16 protein-coding genes are annotated in these 17,085 nt (G+C 48.1%); all 16 read right to left on the reverse strand.

Annotated features, from left to right (window positions below; genetic code table 11):
- Position 1: 1 nt before the first annotated feature.
- A complete protein-coding gene (gene rfbB, locus KNP03_RS04345; RefSeq protein ID WP_214825749.1) occupies positions 2-1,057 on the reverse strand; it encodes a dTDP-glucose 4,6-dehydratase in 1,056 nt (351 codons plus the stop codon).
- Complete coding sequence (gene rfbA, locus KNP03_RS04350; protein ID WP_214825750.1) at positions 957-1,934, reverse strand: glucose-1-phosphate thymidylyltransferase RfbA; 978 nt, start codon at positions 1,932-1,934, stop codon at positions 957-959. The genes rfbB and rfbA overlap by 101 nt, the downstream gene beginning before the upstream one ends.
- Positions 1,931-3,094 (reverse strand): DegT/DnrJ/EryC1/StrS family aminotransferase, encoded by a 1,164-nt coding sequence (locus KNP03_RS04355; RefSeq protein WP_214825751.1) that lies wholly within the window; start codon positions 3,092-3,094, stop codon positions 1,931-1,933. The genes rfbA and KNP03_RS04355 overlap by 4 nt, the downstream gene beginning before the upstream one ends.
- A 1-nt stretch (position 3,095) precedes the next feature.
- Positions 3,096-3,821, reverse strand: a complete 726-nt coding sequence (locus KNP03_RS04360; RefSeq protein WP_214825752.1) for a WbqC family protein — start codon at positions 3,819-3,821, stop codon at positions 3,096-3,098.
- A 13-nt stretch (positions 3,822-3,834) separates the two neighbouring features.
- Positions 3,835-4,965, reverse strand: a complete 1,131-nt coding sequence (locus tag KNP03_RS04365) for a glycosyltransferase family 4 protein (protein WP_214825753.1) — start codon at positions 4,963-4,965, stop codon at positions 3,835-3,837.
- A 3-nt stretch (positions 4,966-4,968) separates the two neighbouring features.
- Positions 4,969-6,120: a non-hydrolyzing UDP-N-acetylglucosamine 2-epimerase gene (wecB, locus tag KNP03_RS04370; protein WP_214825754.1), complete on the reverse strand. Its 1,152-nt coding sequence runs from the start codon at positions 6,118-6,120 to the stop codon at positions 4,969-4,971.
- Positions 6,032-7,234: a polysaccharide biosynthesis C-terminal domain-containing protein gene (locus KNP03_RS04375; RefSeq protein WP_420827875.1), complete on the reverse strand. Its 1,203-nt coding sequence runs from the start codon at positions 7,232-7,234 to the stop codon at positions 6,032-6,034. The genes wecB and KNP03_RS04375 overlap by 89 nt, the downstream gene beginning before the upstream one ends.
- Complete coding sequence (locus tag KNP03_RS04380; RefSeq protein WP_214825755.1) at positions 7,216-8,241, reverse strand: polysaccharide biosynthesis protein; 1,026 nt, start codon at positions 8,239-8,241, stop codon at positions 7,216-7,218. The genes KNP03_RS04375 and KNP03_RS04380 overlap by 19 nt, the downstream gene beginning before the upstream one ends.
- 176 nt (positions 8,242-8,417) lie before the next feature.
- Positions 8,418-9,959 carry an oligosaccharide flippase family protein gene (locus KNP03_RS04385; RefSeq protein ID WP_214825757.1) on the reverse strand — a complete coding sequence of 514 codons (1,542 nt, stop codon included), beginning with the start codon at positions 9,957-9,959 and terminating at the stop codon, positions 8,418-8,420.
- A 15-nt stretch (positions 9,960-9,974) separates the two neighbouring features.
- Positions 9,975-11,039 carry an EpsG family protein gene (locus KNP03_RS04390; RefSeq protein ID WP_214825759.1) on the reverse strand — a complete coding sequence of 355 codons (1,065 nt, stop codon included), beginning with the start codon at positions 11,037-11,039 and terminating at the stop codon, positions 9,975-9,977.
- 18 nt (positions 11,040-11,057) lie between these two features.
- Positions 11,058-11,978, reverse strand: a complete 921-nt coding sequence (locus KNP03_RS04395; protein ID WP_214825761.1) for a glycosyltransferase family 2 protein — start codon at positions 11,976-11,978, stop codon at positions 11,058-11,060.
- Complete coding sequence (locus KNP03_RS04400) at positions 11,921-13,192, reverse strand: glycosyltransferase (protein ID WP_214825763.1); 1,272 nt, start codon at positions 13,190-13,192, stop codon at positions 11,921-11,923. The genes KNP03_RS04395 and KNP03_RS04400 overlap by 58 nt, the downstream gene beginning before the upstream one ends.
- Before the next feature lie 28 nt (positions 13,193-13,220).
- A complete protein-coding gene (locus KNP03_RS04405) occupies positions 13,221-13,922 on the reverse strand; it encodes a CpsD/CapB family tyrosine-protein kinase (RefSeq protein ID WP_214825765.1) in 702 nt (233 codons plus the stop codon).
- Positions 13,885-14,661, reverse strand: a complete 777-nt coding sequence (locus KNP03_RS04410) for a YveK family protein (protein WP_214825767.1) — start codon at positions 14,659-14,661, stop codon at positions 13,885-13,887. Before KNP03_RS04410 ends, KNP03_RS04405 begins: the two co-directional genes overlap by 38 nt.
- A 135-nt stretch (positions 14,662-14,796) precedes the next feature.
- Entirely contained in the window at positions 14,797-15,954 is a 1,158-nt protein-coding gene (locus KNP03_RS04415) for a glycosyltransferase family 4 protein (protein WP_214825769.1), read from the reverse strand.
- A gap of 12 nt (positions 15,955-15,966) precedes the next feature.
- Entirely contained in the window at positions 15,967-17,022 is a 1,056-nt protein-coding gene (locus tag KNP03_RS04420; RefSeq protein WP_214825771.1) for a glycosyltransferase family 2 protein, read from the reverse strand.
- Between the last annotated feature and the right edge of the window lie 63 nt (positions 17,023-17,085).

The following is a 17,085-nucleotide window of genomic DNA, read 5'->3' on the forward strand; positions in this document are numbered from 1 at the left end:
CCTAAAGCGATGAATACATCGATTCATAGTATGAACGATAACTTCCCGATACAATCGACTCCACCCACTCAGGATGCGTCTTATACCATTCAATCGTCTCCTCAATTCCTTCCTCGAAACGATAACGCGGACTCCACCCCAACTCCATCCTCATTTTGGTAGGATCGATTGCGTAGCGACGATCATGACCCGGGCGATCGCTCACGAACCGAATCTGATCTTCCGAGAGACCAAACGCCTGAATGATAGTACGTACAAGTTCAAGGTTTGTTTTCTCATTATGTCCCCCGATATTGTAGACTTCTCCAAACCGCCCGTTCTCACGAACGAGATCGATTGCCTCACAATGGTCGCGCACGTGCAACCAATCCCGGACATGTCCCCCGTCCCCATACACCGGGAGCGGCTGGTTCGTCATACAGTTATGAATCATGAGTGGAATCAGCTTTTCCGGGAATTGATACGGGCCATAGTTATTGCTGCAACGTGTCGTTTTCACAGGGAGTCCATACGTCTCATGATAAGAGCGAACGAGAAGGTCCGAACTAGCTTTTGAAGCCGAATACGGGCTGTTCGGGGAAAGAGGTGTCTCTTCGGTGAAGAAGCCCGTCTCCCCGAGCGAACCATATACCTCATCCGTTGAGACATGAACGAAACAAACCCCCTCTCGATAGGCACGACTATGTTTATCATCCGGAGCGAGCTTCCAATGACGAAGAGCAGCATCTAGCAGCACTTGTGTCCCAAGCACATTCGTCGTTAAAAACAATTCCGGTTCCAAAATGCTGCGGTCAACGTGCGACTCAGCAGCAAAATGTACGATTTCATCAATTTTGTAAGAAAGAAAGAGCGCCTCCATCGCATCACGATTGCGGATATCGATTTTATGAAACTCATATAGTGGATCCGTCTCGAACTCACTGAGATTTTCCAAATTGCCCGCATACGTCAAGACATCAACGTTTAGTATGAGGTACGTCGGATGTTTTTCCCGTAAGTGTTTTATGAAATTCGAACCGATGAACCCGGCTCCGCCAGTCACTAGGATCGTACGCATTCGCCTGCTCCCCTTCCTCCACGAGTGAGATAAGATATTGTCCGTAATCCGTCATTTTTAACGTCAATCCAATATCGTATAACTGTTCACGCGTAATGAATCCTCGACGCCATGCAATTTCTTCTAAACAGGCGATGTAATAGCCTTGTCGCTCCTGCACGGTTTGAACAAAAATGGATGCTTTAATCATGCCCTCGGGTGTTCCTGTATCAAGCCACGCCATCCCTCTTCCGAACAAGACCACATTCAATTCCCCTCGCTCAAGATACATATTGTTGATCGATGTGATTTCCAACTCTCCCCGGGGCGAAGGTTCGACATTTTTTGCAAATTCCACAACTTGATTGTCATAGAAGTAAAGGCCCGGTACAGCATAGTTGGATTTTGGATGCGCGGGCTTTTCTTCGATCGAGACAACACGATGCGATTCATCAAACTCGACGACCCCGAAGGCCCGGGGATCTTTGACTGGGTAACCAAAAATGGTTGCTCCTGTCGTTTTCGCTTGTGCGTCCCGTAAGAAACTCGTTAAATCTGGCCCGTAAAAAACGTTATCTCCAAGGATGAGACATACCGAATCATCCCCGATGAACTCTTCTCCCAAGATAAAGGCATCCGCTAAACCGACAGGCTTTGTTTGCACTTTATAAGAAATGTCGACCCCAAGCTGATGGCCATCTCCAAACAACCTTTCATAGCCACCGATATCTTTCGGTGTAGAGATGACCAAAATCTCGCGAATGCCGGCCAACATCAGAACAGACATTGGATAATAGATCAGCGGTTTATCGTAAATCGGCAGTAATTGTTTCGATACGGCTTTTGTCATCGGATAGAGGCGTGTACCGTTTCCGCCCGCTAAAATGATTCCTTTCATGTCGTCATCATCCTTTCTGCCAAGATGTCACAAATCCGCTTGACGTCATCAAGCGCAAGGTCGGGATAAAGTGGTAGTGTCAGGACACGTTCTGCGATCGATCTCGCGACAGGCGTTCGTTGACTGGCGTAGCGGTTTCCAATCCATTCATAATCCGTCACGAGCGGATAAAAATACTTCCGTGTGAAGATGCCCGCATCAGCGAAAACTTGGAACAGCTCATCTCTTCGGTTCTGGTCACCGGTGAAAACAATCGGATAGTAGGCATGGTTCGTCTCGACACCAGACTGTGACTTCAATAGTCGAATGCCAGGAACCTCTTTCAAGCACTCGTCATAGGCGTCACGAACAACTTTTCGTTTCGCAATCGTCTCATCGACGTAGCGCAAATTACAAAGTCCCATCGCCGCCTGAAACTCGTTCATTTTGGCGTTTCCACCAGGTTCGTGAACAGTCTCCGGACCCGTGATTCCAAAATTTTTAATACGTTCGAAGCGTTCTTTCAATTCAGGGTCGTTAAACGTCAACGCCCCTCCTTCAATCGTATGGAACACTTTCGTCGCATGGAAACTAAACATCGACACGTCCCCGAACGTTCCAATCCCTCTTCCGTTGACCGTGACACCGAACGTGTGCGCCGCATCATAGATCACTTTCAACCCATGCTTTTTCGCTATGACTTCGATGGCTTCAACGTCACAGACGTTTCCATATACATGTACCGGCATAATGGCAGACGTTTTCGACGTAATCAGTTTCTCGAGTTTTGTCGCATCAAGCGTATAATCGTCTGGACGAATGTCCCCATAGACTGGAGTCAACCCTTTCCGAACGAGCGCATGACTCGTCGAAGCGAACGTGAATGGCGTAGTGATGACTTCGCCGGTCAGTCCTAACACCTCGATCGCGGCTTCAAGAGCCAAGTGGCCGTTTGTGAATAGCGCAATGTTGTTGACGTTCATATAGGAACGGAGTCCTTCCTCGAGCTGTTGATGTTTCTCCCCGTTATTCGTCAGCCATTTTGTTTCCCACAGCCCACGAATTTCTTCTACATACTCATCGAAGTCAGGGAGGGCGGATTGAACGACAGCAATCTTCTCTGATGATTTTTTGGGAAGGGATGAGCGTGTCCCGCTTGGTATGCCGACAGTGTGTGCCATGTTACACCTCCTCAGTGACGCGATGTGATGAGAGCAATGTGTATTGTTCAATCCGTTTACGAATCTCCTGCGGGTGGTTGTACATCATCACATCAAGGATAGAGAGGTTTGGATAGAACGGGCCGTCTCCTTGTTCATATGGCTCACTCTCCGACTTTAGAAAAGAGAGCGCTATGCCGTGACGTTCAAACGATTCTGCATCGTATAACGACATGCCGTTGATTGCGTTGATGTAATGGGTAGCCCCAAGTTGCCGGCAGCGTTCCACGATTCTCTCCTGCCCTTTCAATTCACCGGTTGATTCCAATTCGGACGAGAGAAGAAAGTTTGTTTGGAGTCCGATATATTCAGCCACCTCTTTGAGGCCATGCAATAAATAACGCGCCACATTGACTTCCGGATAACGGAGTACTTTCTCGATAATCGGCATCGCCAGATCAAAACAAGGAGCTTTTCGATACGCTTGCCTGATGAGAACCAGTTGTTTTTCAACCGTTTCGTCTGGAAGTGCCCGCTCATGCTCACTAATCAATCGATTCTGACTCGCTTTTCGAATCGGGAGAACAAGCGGGTAAGGCTCACCGTCCAGCAAAATCTGGTTTCGATGAATCCACCCTTTTTTAATGAAGTGCACATCATCGTATACGACGAACGTATCGGCGGCATGGATCAGCTGAAAATATCCGATATACGGGAAAAAGTAAGGCTGCATGATTGCGACGTTCATAAGCGTTCTCCTTTTATGAAATGATTTGCTTGTCTCGTAGCGTCTCGTAGTATCCTTTCGCCGTGACGTCATTACGGTGAAATTTCACCAATTCCCGTGATAACTTCCCGTGTTCAATCAATCGTTCCGGATGTGCCAGGTATTGTTCAATCCCTTGTTCGATTGACTCAACAGACACGTCACACATGTAGCAGTTTTTCCCGTCAACCGAGTGGTGCGAAATGTTGTTGATCTGTTTACTGAGTACGACCCCCATCCCCGAAGCACGGGCTTCGATAATCGTTCCGTTCCCATTTGAGTACGTCGCAGGCAAGATTAGGATATCCGCTTGTTCATACACCCGTGGCATCTCATCCCACGCCTTGATTTCGTCGAGAAAATGAACGTTTTCCAGTTGATGTTCTTCGATATATGCTTTACACGCCTCGAGTTGCTGACCCGAATGGTTCAAGTAAAGTTCAAGAGAATAGCGCTTCGATAAATTTCGATACGCTTCTAGGACGAGGAGCGGTTGATACCTTTCGACGAGTCGATTCGCAAATAAGAGTTTAAAGGTGTCTCCAGATGTTTTACGACGTAATCCGTGGTCGAAATAGGCATCAATATCTTGTGCGTACGTCGCATGCACGACTTTATTTGGATCGAACATTAATTCCCGCTTGAATTGATCCACCGCGACCGTTCCCATTCCGAAGTAAAGATCCGCATCTTTAAACATCCAATGAAGCAGTTTCGTTTTTGTTGGATGTTCGACCCGGTTCATCAGATTGTCGGACGGGTCATCATCATTTTGAAGGGGGCGCAACGGTTCGCTCATCACGACCGTTTTAATGCCAAGATGCTTGGCTACTTTCGTGATCAATGCATGGGCCGGCATAAATCCACCGAGTAAAATGATATCCGGTTTGAATCGGAGTAGTTCAGGAAGCAAGCTGAGTGACAAATAACTTAATTTCGGAAACCGTTTGGAGTACTTCAAGATTTTGCACTTGTCTCCGAGCGGAATCTTCCACCAGTCCGGTCGGTTGGAATCGGTATATTCGTAAAACCAGAACTCAGCGTCAAAGTATTCCTCTAACGCATAACAAAGTTTCACCTGGTATGGGGAAGCGATGTTACTAATGAATACGAGCTTTTGTTTCATCGTTTATCTCTCCTTCACCGTTTGCCTCGGGTCGACACTGCCTTTCCAAACTTCTCTCCGGACGTAATCCGTGTAAGAGAGCAGGATTCGAACGACTTTGTCCGATACATTCGGCATACTGTAGTCGCTGACGATTCGTGGTTTCGGTTGAGTCAACACGATCGACAGCCCCTGCAAAATCCGTTCTGTTTCAAGACCGACCATCACCACTGCCCCTTCTTCCATTGCTTCGGGCCGCTCGTGCGTCTCACGGATGTTGAGTCCACGCAATCCGAGAATCGAGGACTCCTCACTGATTGTCCCGCTGTCACTCAGTACAGCTTTCGCATGCAATTGGAGGTGGTTGTAATCGATAAATCCAAGCGGCTTTAACAGATGTACGTGTGGGTGAAACGAGATGTTCATTTCATTGATACGCTTCATCGTCCGGGGGTGTGTGCTCACAATGATTGGCAGATCATACGTTTCGGCCATCGCATTCAAACTCTCAACAAGTGCCATGAAGTTTACGTCCGAATTAATATTTTCCTCCCGATGAGCTGAGACGACGAAGTATCGTTCTTGTATGAGACCAAGCCGTTCGAGAACGTCCGACTGTTCGATTTCCTTTCGTTTGGCAGTGAGTACCTCAAACATCGGACTGCCCGTCTTAATGATCCGTTCTGCCGGTAGACCTTCTCGTAATAAGTACTCACGGGCGATATCACTGTAGGTCAGATTGATATCGGCTGTGTGGTCGACAATTTTTCGGTTGGTCTCTTCCGGTACCCGTTGATCGAAACACCGGTTTCCAGCCTCCATATGAAAGATTGGAATTTTCCGTCGCTTGGCGGCAATGGCACTTAGACAGGAATTCGTGTCTCCCAAAATCAACACGGCATCCGGTCGTTCACGTTCCAGCACCGGGTCCACATGAATTAAAATATTGCCGATCGTCTCCATCGGACTGCCGGTTGCCGTATTTAGAAAATGATCAGGTTTTCTTAGACCAAAGTCTCGGAAGAACACCTCATTCAATTCGTAGTCATAGTTTTGACCCGTATGCACGAGGACATGTTCGATGGCTTCAGATTGTTCGAGTTTTTGGATGACGGCCGATAGCCGAATGATTTCGGGACGTGTCCCGACGATGGTCATGACTTTGAGTCGCTTCATCTTGCACCTCCATGAAATAAGTATCGGGATGGGCCGGGTCAAACGGTTCATTTACCCACATGACCGTCACCAGATCGGTGATTCCAACATTTTCGATACTATGCGTGTAACCGACTGGTATATCGACGACACGCGCCATCTCACCTGTCACAAAGAACGTATGAACCGCCTCTTCGCCAACTCTACGGAAGTGGATTTTCGCCTCCCCACTGACGACTAAAAATTTTTCCGTTTTCGTATGGTGCCAGTGATTTCCTTTCGTGACGCCCGGTTTCGTGACATTAACCGACACTTGCCCCCGATCCGGCGTTCGGACCCACTCGGTAAACGACCCCCGTTCGTCTTCATGTTTGTGTAAGTCATAAGCAAACGCATCGACCGGCAAGTAACTCACATACGTACTATAGAGCTGTTTCACGAACACGTCGTCGAACTCAGGAAGTGATAAGTCACAGCGACTGTTCCGAAACGCATACAGTAAGTCTGCAATCCGCTTCAATGTGATTGGCTCATGAGTGGCTACCTCTTGAAAGATGGTTCCTGGCGTCTCTAATAAATTCATAAACGCCGCCACCACGTCGTCAATGTAGGCGAGTTCAATGGTTTTGTCCGGATCATGAATGTCTACAGGCTGATGATGCGCTACCCGATCACAAAACGTCGCGACGACGCTGTTATAATTCGGTCTTCCCCACTTCCCGAACAAGTTTGGAAGACGGAAAATGTGGATTCGACGTCCATTTTCTTCATGCTCCCGCAACAGAAGACGCTCTGCTTCCAACTTGCTCTGTCCATACGGGTTATCAAACTCGACTTGAACAGAGGAGGAGAGAACAACCGGCGCCATATTCTCAGCGGACGTCAGGGTTGAGAGTAAGCGTTCTGTTAACCCCGCGTTGCCTTCAAAAAACTCCGCTTCCGTCTCCGGCCGGTTCACTCCGGCCAAATGGAAAACAAAATCTGCTTGTCGACAATACAGATCAAACGTTTCCCGTGTTGTTTCACGAGTATATGGAAGTACACGATGCCCGGCTGCTTCAAGACTGGCGACCATGTTCTTCCCGACAAATCCGTTCGCTCCAGTCACGAGTACGTTCATGATACTTTCACCCATCTCGCTAATTCCTGTTGAATGTAAGGGAGTGTGAGCAAAAGTTGCTTCACTTGCTCGACGTTCAACTGTTCCGTATTCGCCGAATTGTATTCTCCCTCCACAGTCAACTCCCGACTTCCTTCACTGAAATACTTGTCATAGTTCAAGTCACGCGTGTCGGCCGGTACACGATAGAAGCCTCCCATGTCTTCTGCGACGACGTTCTCTTCTCGGGTCAACAGCGTTTCGTATGTTTTTTCACCATGCCGTGTTCCAATCACTTTGATTGGATTGTCGACTTTGAATAGTTCGATTAAAGCTTGGGCGAGTACTCCAATCGTTGAAGCGGGAGCTTTTTGTACCATGATGTCCCCCGCATGGGCATGATTGAAGGCGAAGACGACGAGCTCCACTGCGTCTTCTAGACTCATCAGGAAGCGTGTCATGAAAGGATCTGTCACCGTCAACGGCTCTCCTCGCTTGATTTGCTCGACAAAGAGAGGGATGACCGAACCGCGTGACGCCATCACATTGCCGTAACGAGTTCCGCAAATGAGGGTTTGGTCATCTCGAACGGCTTTCGCCTTGGCCACGAATACTTTTTCCATCATCGCCTTCGAAATCCCCATTGCATTGATTGGATAGGCGGCTTTGTCTGTTGAGAGACAAATTACTTTTTTCACTTGTTGTTCAACCGCTGCTGTAAGTACGTTGTCCGTTCCAAGGACGTTCGTTTTGACGGCCTCTAACGGGAAGAACTCGCAAGAAGGAACTTGTTTGAGCGCTGCCGCATGAAAGACGTAATCGACACCATACATGGCGTTTCGCACACTGTTTATGTCGCGAACATCCCCAATGTAAAACTTGAGCTTGTCGTCGCGATACAGTTTGCGCATATCATCCTGTTTCTTCTCGTCGCGGGAGAAAATTCGGATTTCTTTAATATCCGTTTTCAAGAAGCGCTGCATCACGGCATTCCCAAATGATCCAGTCCCTCCTGTAATCAGTAACGTCTTATCTTTGAACATTGCAGATCCTCTCCTTCTTGATGTCAAATGGTTCTACGCTTGATTGGAAAACTATTGCAATGAAGTAGATAGTTACGTGATACCCTTCTCGTTCAATAATTGGAAAGATATGTGTATCATTTTTTTGAAATATGATGCTGTCGAATTTTCATAAACAAACGAAAAAAGCATCCTGTTCAGGATGCTTTGGATAAACCGGGGATTAAACTCGACAATAATCGTTTCTCTTCAGGTCGGAATACAAAGAGCCAGAGGAACGACACATAACCGATTGCCAGCAACCCGGCCTTAACCAGGAAGAGGAATAGAGAGTCTACGGGAACATATCGTTGCATCAGCCATCCACCTGCCCCTAACAATAGAAGCGCAGGGAAGATTTTTAAGTGGCTGGCTTTGAAAAAGCGCCACATATTTAACTGTAAGACTCGAATATACACCCAGTTCATGAACAGGATTGTGCCGAACACATTTCCAATCAATATGGCGACAGCTGCTCCGATTGCACCGTAATGTGGAGATAAGAGAAGCGACAAGACGACACTGATCGAGGCGACAATCATCGAAGCAAACGCCCGGTATTTGATTTGATTCATTGCAATCAGCGTCGTATAGGCAATTTCTTGCGTCAGTGTAATGAACCCAGGAGCAATCAACAAGAGCGCAACGATGTAGGATGCTTTAAATGATTCTCCAACCCACAATCTTACAAATTCTTGTCCCATCGTTGCAAAACCGACAATGATCAAGCCGACAATATACAGTTGAATCCGTCCGACCCGAATCAACAGATTTTCTAAATCCTTCTGTCGGTTACTCGTCGTCATCCGTGTCACTTTCGGCAAGAAAAGCGAACCAATCGCAGACGAGATGGTCCACACATATCCCTCAATCACCATCCCGACAGAAAAGAGCGCAATCGAGGCACTGCCCGCCACCGCCCCGAGAATCGTCGGAGTGATGTTCAAGATAAAACGTTGTGCCAACGCAATCAACGTTGTCCAGGAGGAGAAGGAGAAAATATCACGGTACATGCTGCGACTTGAATAGAGTAGCGCTACAACGGTATCTGTACGGCGCATCAAGTAAAACCCTTTACCGATGAAAATGGACAGTCCGACGAAGGCGTTGACGAATACGAGCGCGTATAGACCATATCCCAGGAATAAGGCGCCAATCATCAACAGTACGGTCAACACTTTTTCAGACAGATTGAACCAGTTCAAGACGACAAATCGTTCGTTCGCGACGAGAATCCCGTTGAACGGTTTCATCGGGAAGAGGACGACGATATAAAACCCGACCATGATAAAGAGCGTCTTCAGGGTGGCGACCTCTGCCTGGGAGAGACTGGCATAAATCGTGTCAATCATGAGATAGACCCCAGTCAGGATCAAGCCGATGACGACCGCGATCGCGGCGAACAGCTTAAATGCGACCCCGAGAAACCTGGACGCACCCTCCGTGTCGCCAAGTGCATGATATTTTGATAAAAAACGGGACACTGCGGCTTCCAATCCAAAATCAAGTGCAAACATGCTGACAAGAGAAATCGACAGCATGTATAACCCATAGCTCGCCTGTCCAATCTCGGCAATCATCCAAGGCGTATAGATGAGCCCTGCCAATACGTTGAAGCCGATGGCGGCATAGGACATCAAGGCTCCGATTTTGATTTGTCTGGAACTGCGCTGTTCATCGAATTCCACTTTTGTCGCCATCCGCTCTCGCCTCCTTTACTTGTTTTGCCAAAAGAATAAGTAGACCGGTTCATTTCGTACAAACAAGAATAACAACATCGTGATGGCCACGTAATAGGCGAGTAGACGTTCACGGCGTTCGAACGAGCGCAGCAACTCAGGAATGAGGAGCATAATGAACACCGAGAAGTATTGAACGATTCGCATCATCGACGGGTTGATGAACGTAAGTGGAAGGAAACAGAGTGCAAGAATCATCGCGTTCAAATAGTGAACGACGTTCGGATTGTTGGCAATCATCTCCTCCCGTCGCCATAGGGAAACGACGGTGATTAAAATCAGAATGAGCGAGAAATTTAACGTCCCTGCCCCAGTGTAATAGTCGTATTGATCATAACCGCTGATCAAACGGAATAATTCGAACAACTGCCCTTTGAACAAAAAGAGTACCGGAACGAGTACCCCTACCGTCAACAAGTATCGCTTCGTCAATTGTTTGGTGGCCACAAAGTAGAAGGGTAAGAAAACGAGCGCCGATTTATGGATTGTTGCCGCCACCAGTACGACCGCGACAAATGGCCAGAATCGTCTCGTTTTGATGAATGTGTACCCAATCAGTACGGCGATTGCCGTCGCAATGGTCTGGCGAAGTCCTGTGATGGCAAAAAATGCATAGAACAGTGTAGAGAAAATCAAGAAACTAAGTAACGGTTCTGTCGAATTCCGATAAATCCAAATCCCGAATGGAACAAGAAATAGAATAGCCACGATCAGGAGATACCATTGGTAGTTCTCCGTCACCAGCTGCGTCGCCTTTTGCAACAGAAAATAGCCCGGGTCACGATCTTCTCCGCTTGAGGTCACCCCTCGGACGAAATTATCCATCAGATGCTCCCACGACGCGAACTTCGTCTGGTCGAACATCCATTTGTACTGGAGTGTATCTGCGCCGACACTAAAATGCCGAAATCCTGAAAGGACAATCCACTGCCCTGTCGCAATCGCCACAAATAACAATTTTCCGTGTTTGATCCCATCGTCACGCAAAAGCAGGGCCGCCCAGGCGATGAGGAGGACAATATTCACAAGATAGATGAGCATGGCGACCGCCTCCCTTCTTTAGCGATAACGTAAGTTCATGACGCCACGGTACATATGCCGTGCCCGATGGTAAATAAACGATTTCCCCTGTAACCATCGCTGTTCCCAAACGGACAATGATTCATCCCCCCGAAATCGCTGAATCAATTCGTCTCGGGTTTCTGGAGAAGTAGAACGGTAGATAGCTTGAAACACGGTCTTTCTTAAACCGGCGTGTTGCAACCGTCCTAACAACCCTTCGAAAAACTGAGTGGTTTCGATCGGTGCCAAATCAGCGATACGCTTCGTCTGTTGCTTAGCATGGACACGGGATTTGACGTAAGGATTTTTTGTGACTACAAATGAATAGCCCGCCAACGCCATTTCTACCCAAAGAACCCAGTCCTGGATGTATCGATAGGAGGTCGGGAAACCGCCGGCTTTTTCAAATGCCTGTTTCGGCACAAGTAGCGCACATCCGGAGAGACAGGCTTCGAGAAGTAAATAGTCGAACATCTCCTCACTTGTAAAGGCACCTTTTGGCCGCTTTCGTGGACGGTAAATCGGTCGGCCGACCTCATCAATCAAGTCTGTGCCACACGATAAAATCGTGTGTTCGGCTTTCTCACCCAGTTTCTCAAGTTGGTCGATTTGATGTTGAATTTTTTCCGGGGTGTACAAGTCATCATGACTAAGCCAGGAAAACCACTCCCCTTTCATTTCCTCGATGCCCCGATTGAGAGCGGTCGACACGCCTCCATTCTTTTTTTCGACATAACGGATCCGGTCACCGAAGCTTCGGGCAATCGCTGCAGTCGCACCGGCATCGGTCGACCCATCATTCACTACAATCACTTCTACCCGTTCATATGTCTGGGCGAGCGCACTTTCAATCGTCTCTTCTAAATAGTCTGCTCCATTGTAGACCGGGATGACGATGGAGACGAGGGGCTGTGCCATGTTGAATCCCTTCCTTTCCCATTCATGAGCTGTGCGTATACCGCTAAATAATCGTTAATGCGATCCTCCATTTTAAATTCACGATGCGCGTGTCGGACGCAAGCATCGCCGTAAGCTGCTTTTCCATTGCTTCTGGCGTGTCTGATGGCTTCAATCAAACCTTTCCAATCGTTTGGTGGAACGGTAAAGCCGCAAGCGGCCGGAACGAGTTCCGGGTTGGCTGTCGCCTCTAGGACGATGACCGGCGTCCCTGAAGCGAGTGCTTCTGCCGTCACTTTTCCGAATGACTCTTCCTGCGATAAGTTCAAAAACAAGTCTGCCAACGCATAATATTCAGCCAGTTCCTCTACACGATTTGTCGGGGGAATGGAGAGGATGTTCGATGGAAGGTTTTCCTCCTTCATCTCTCCGACTAACAAAATACTGACTTCCGGCAAACGATTCGCTAAGGTGATCCAGTCGGCCAATCCTTTCGAATCGTCCCAGGAGCTGGCCACTCCGAGAAGGATATAACGGTCCTCTAAACCGAGCCGATGACGAAGGACACTCGTATCGCGCGGGTGGAACAGTGAGGTGTCGACCCAGTTGTAAATCCGCCGTAAAATCGGCGCCTGTCCCAGAAATGAGAGTCTTGCTTCATTCGTGATCCAGTCGGATACACCGACGACTGCAAGGCGTGGAATCTGTTCAAACCACCGTTTTTTATCTGCCCACATCTCGGCCGTACGATCGAACACCCAACTCGGGTTGTCGAGGGCAAGTCGTGGACAACTCCCGCACCCTGTCATCCAACGGTCACACCCGGTTTTCGAATAGTGGGTACACTTTCCGGTGTAAAACCAACAGTCATGTAACGTCATGACGGTCGCAGTGTCTGTTTTCGATAACCAGGAAAACAGCGTCTCAAAGTGTAGATAATTGGAATGTAAGTTATGCAAATGCACAATATCCGGTCGCTGATCCGTTAAATACTCGACGAGTTCTTCCGTAGCATGTTTGGAATAGTATCCTTGTTTCCCTGTAATCCGCGACAGCAAGGCGTGGCGTTTTTGATCGAAATCCGATCCGATATGGAAGCCGGTCCCTGTCTCCGGTCCGGTCGCGTAGGCGACCGAACTCTCATGCCCCTGTTGTTCCGCAATGACGGAAAGCTCTTTACAAATCCTGCCCGTGCTTTTTTCCTCGTGGATTGCATTGATGTGAATGATTCGCATAAGCATTCACCTTCTTTCCGGACGTAGCTTAATCGTAAGCATAATGGTAGTGACGATCTTTTCCTTTTTCGAGCTTGTTCATGACCACGCCGAGCATGTGTGCTCCTGACATGACGAGCTGCTCTTTCGCTTTCACGACGTAATCGCGGTTTGAATTATCCGAACTGACCACGAGAATCGTACCGTCTGCCTGACTCGCCAATATGCGACTGTCCGCTACCTGCATCAGAGGTGGCGCGTCTAGGATGATGAGGTCATAATGTTTTTTCACGTCTTCCAATATCTCCGTCATCATGTCGGAGGCCAACAACTCAGACGGGTTAGGTGGAATCGGTCCTGCCGGCAATAAGTGTAGTTTCGATACTTGCGTCGATTGGACGGATCGATCAAACGTGACCCGTTTCGCGAGGACGGTCGACAGACCAAATCGCGCCGGGAGTTGAAACGTGAAGTGAACCGTCGGTTTTCTCATGTCACAGTCAATCAACAGCACCCGTTTACCGAGTTGTGCATAGACGACAGCCAAATTGGACGCGGTTGTCGACTTGCCTTCACCCGGAGAGGCGGACGTCACGACAATCGTTTGCAGTTTTTCCCCAAGAGCCGTGAACTGAAGATTCGTACGAATGGTTCGATATTGTTCAGAGATTGGAGACTGTGGATTCGTTAACGTGATCAAACTGCGGCGTGTCTCACGAACTTTGTCGTGCTTTTTTAGGGGATTGAACATGTGGCTTCTCTCCTTTCGTCGTCGTCACCGCCCCCGGCGGTGTTTGCGCCCGAGATGGCGCCATGTCTCGCTTTTCAATCACAGGAACCGTTCCGATAACAGGCATGGACAACAGTAGTTCCAATTCATGTTCGTCTCGAATCCGTTTATCGAACGTATAACGGATGAGAGCGAGTACGCCACCCGCGACAAATCCGACAACCAGACCGGCCAGTGTATTCAGAATGATGTTCGGTGAGATAGGAGAGTTCGGGATTTCTGCGAGCGACAAGACACGGACATTATCGATGTTCATGAGTGCCGGAATTTCATTGGCGAAGACGTCCGTGATGACGTTGGCAATCTCCGCGGCGACGACTGGATCCGTGTACTCCACAACGATATTGATGACTTGCGAGTCCTCTTCACTCTCGACGACAAGTACTTCACTAATGTCTTCAGGCGCATTTGTGACCCGCTCTTGTACATCGTTCAAGATTGCCGGACTCCGCATGATGACCCGATACGTGTTGATCAATGACAGAGAGGATGAAACTTGCGTACTGTCCACTACATTTGAACCGGCCTCCTGTTTCGGAACAATCAAGACCTGAGTGGATGCTTCATATTTCGGTTCAATTACATACTGGCTCAAATAATAAGCCGCGCCCCCCATCAATAAAATCGTGATGAAAACGAGCAATTTGCTTTTTTTGAATACAGCGAGTAGTTCAGATAATAACATCGTCTGGCTGTTCACAGTCAAACCCTCCTTCGAACAAATAGATTGCATGTAGTAGTGTGGTTTATGGTCTGTTCCGATCTTGTATTGTTACTACTTACCCTTCACTTTGTCGTAATTCGAAAGAAATGCTAACCAACTTTTCATAAACTATCATGTCGCTTTGTGACGGCCGAACTCTGAATAAATCCGTCTCATTTCCGATTGGGATCGAGTCACATCAAACTCTTTCACCGACTCACTATTACGAAGTCCGATCTGGTGAGACAAATCAAAATCGAGTTGCATCGTTTGAATCGCCCGGGCGAAACCTGCAACATCATTTGGTGCACATTTATAACCCGTCACCCCTTCCACCGAATAATCATTGATGCCGTGCACGTTTGAAGTGATGAGCGGGAGACCGGCGGCCATCGCTTCGAGCGCGGCCATCCCCAGTCCTTCTCGTCTCGACGGGAAGACGAAACAATCCGATGCTTTCATCACCTCGATGACATCGTCCCGAAAACCGAGCAAACGCACTTGATCCGTCAGACCGAGTTCACGAATCAAACGTTCTAAATTGGATTGATGCTCCCCTGTCCCGGCAATTAAATATCGAATGGTCGGTTCGTTCAAAGAAGCGATCGCTCGAAGGATCGTCTCATGATTTTTGTTCTCGTTCAGTTCACCGACAGACAGGAGTACAAAATCTGTTTCCCTTTGAATACCGAGTGCACGGCGCTTTTGCGGGCGATTGATGGCAATTTGTTCGATTCGTTTCGTATCGACTCCAATCCCCGGAATTCGAAACGTATGCGACGTCTTAAACGACTGAGCACGTGTAAAGTCTTCTTCGTTAATCGTGACAATTGTGTCGGTCAACCGGGCAAGCGTCCGTTCAACCGGGTAATAGAGCATCCAGTTGAGGGACGGACTGCCTTTAAAGAAGTGAAACCCGTGCGCCGTATACATGCAGGGCGTATGTGTTTGTCTCGCGACAAGCCGACCGATGACACCGCCGATTGGCGAATGGCAATGGACGAAGTCGTAGTCATGTGTGGTCATGACACGTTTTAATTGTTGGTAAGCCCGTACGTGTCCATTCATTTTTTTGACGTCCCGCTCAAAATCAATTTGGAAGAGCATCACATCGTTTTGTCTCAAGTCCTCCTTGATTCGGGCAATCTTTTCTTCGGAATACATGCTTCCCCATTCAAAATTCGTCGCGACATGTACTTCGTACCCCATGTCTTGCAGCATCCGGATATTATCACGATTGAAGCTCTCAATCATCGAGACGACCGAGGCGACCATGAGCATCCGTTTCATACGATCCCCTCCTTAAACCCGCTTCCGCAAATAATCGACCCCATGCAACATTAAGACGAGTGGAACGGTCTGCTCCCGTTTGCACAACTGGAAGAACGTACGCCATTTCATATCAAAGTAGTGAAAATCGATTTGGGAATAGGCCCGCTTGTATTCTGTTTGACGCAACACTTGGCGGAGCGCTTCAGCCTGTGCCCAAAGCGATTTGGAAGAAGACAACTCATTTAAGCCGATTCCAATCATACTGAGGGCAATCCGATTGTAGAGCGCCTTTAGGTACTCCTCGCCTAAATCGTGCGTTTCGATATAGTGCATTAAGACATGGAAGAAATGCAGGCGGGATTCGACGAGATCCTTCTTATAGGCGCTCGACACGGAACGGGCATCGGTTTTCCGGTAATGATAAACTGGATAATCGATGTAAACGAATCGCTTACAATGTTCGAGTGCCTCGATTTGGAAGTAGAGGTCTTTGAATGTCCCGTATGGACCCGCTCCGAATTTGAGATGTTTGACGAGGTCCCGGTGATACAGTGTGAAACAATTCGAATTCAAGGAATCGACACTTTCAGGGTGGGCCAATTCTTCTCCAATCAAACCGAATAAACGACGGTGAACATAACGTCTCGTGCCTTTTGCGTCATACGATAAGTAAGACTCTTCAAAAATTTTCTTCCGAAGTGACCGGTCCCCGTACTCACGGACATATGTGCCCATCACCGCATCCGCTTGTTCCCGTTCTGCATGACGAAGGAGTACCCGGATGGCATCCAAGTCGAGCCAATCGTCGCTGTCGACGAACATCAGGTACTCCCCTTTCGCCAATTCCAATCCCCGGGTTCGACAAAAAGAACAGCCGCGATTGGTCTGGTCGATGAGCCGAACACGCGAATCCGCATCGTATTCCATCATGATGTCGAGGCTGCAATCGCTACTACCATCATTGATACAAATAATTTCGAGATTCGGATACGTTTGATTGACCAGGCTATCCAAGCACTGGTGTAAATAATCACTTGTATTGTAGACAGGGACGATAATACTGACGAGCGGTTCAACACGCTGCATGAATGGTCACTCCTTCTAGGATGTAAGATCATGATGAAGTTTTACGTCATATTGGAACGAAGT

Source organism: Exiguobacterium algae (genome assembly GCF_018617875.1).
Taxonomy (GTDB): domain Bacteria; phylum Bacillota; class Bacilli; order Exiguobacteriales; family Exiguobacteriaceae; genus Exiguobacterium; species Exiguobacterium algae.

Excerpts from the sequence above, each read along its gene's own strand:
- rfbB (WP_214825749.1), bottom strand. The coding sequence starts at position 1,057 with ATGCGTACGATCCTAGTGACTGGCGGAGCCGGGTTCATCGGTTCGAAT.
- rfbA (WP_214825750.1), bottom strand. The coding sequence starts at position 1,934 with ATGAAAGGAATCATTTTAGCGGGCGGAAACGGTACACGCCTCTATCCG.
- KNP03_RS04355 (WP_214825751.1), bottom strand. The coding sequence starts at position 3,094 with ATGGCACACACTGTCGGCATACCAAGCGGGACACGCTCATCCCTTCCC.
- KNP03_RS04360 (WP_214825752.1), bottom strand. The coding sequence starts at position 3,821 with ATGAACGTCGCAATCATGCAGCCTTACTTTTTCCCGTATATCGGATAT.
- KNP03_RS04365 (WP_214825753.1), bottom strand. The coding sequence starts at position 4,965 with ATGAAACAAAAGCTCGTATTCATTAGTAACATCGCTTCCCCATACCAG.
- wecB (WP_214825754.1), bottom strand. The coding sequence starts at position 6,120 with ATGAAGCGACTCAAAGTCATGACCATCGTCGGGACACGTCCCGAAATC.
- KNP03_RS04375 (WP_420827875.1), bottom strand. The coding sequence starts at position 7,234 with ATGGGTGAAAGTATCATGAACGTACTCGTGACTGGAGCGAACGGATTT.
- KNP03_RS04380 (WP_214825755.1), bottom strand. The coding sequence starts at position 8,241 with ATGTTCAAAGATAAGACGTTACTGATTACAGGAGGGACTGGATCATTT.
- KNP03_RS04385 (WP_214825757.1), bottom strand. The coding sequence starts at position 9,959 with ATGGCGACAAAAGTGGAATTCGATGAACAGCGCAGTTCCAGACAAATC.
- KNP03_RS04390 (WP_214825759.1), bottom strand. The coding sequence starts at position 11,039 with ATGCTCATCTATCTTGTGAATATTGTCCTCCTCATCGCCTGGGCGGCC.
- KNP03_RS04395 (WP_214825761.1), bottom strand. The coding sequence starts at position 11,978 with ATGGCACAGCCCCTCGTCTCCATCGTCATCCCGGTCTACAATGGAGCA.
- KNP03_RS04400 (WP_214825763.1), bottom strand. The coding sequence starts at position 13,192 with ATGCGAATCATTCACATCAATGCAATCCACGAGGAAAAAAGCACGGGC.
- KNP03_RS04405 (WP_214825765.1), bottom strand. The coding sequence starts at position 13,922 with ATGTTCAATCCCCTAAAAAAGCACGACAAAGTTCGTGAGACACGCCGC.
- KNP03_RS04415 (WP_214825769.1), bottom strand. The coding sequence starts at position 15,954 with ATGAAACGGATGCTCATGGTCGCCTCGGTCGTCTCGATGATTGAGAGC.
- KNP03_RS04420 (WP_214825771.1), bottom strand. The coding sequence starts at position 17,022 with ATGCAGCGTGTTGAACCGCTCGTCAGTATTATCGTCCCTGTCTACAAT.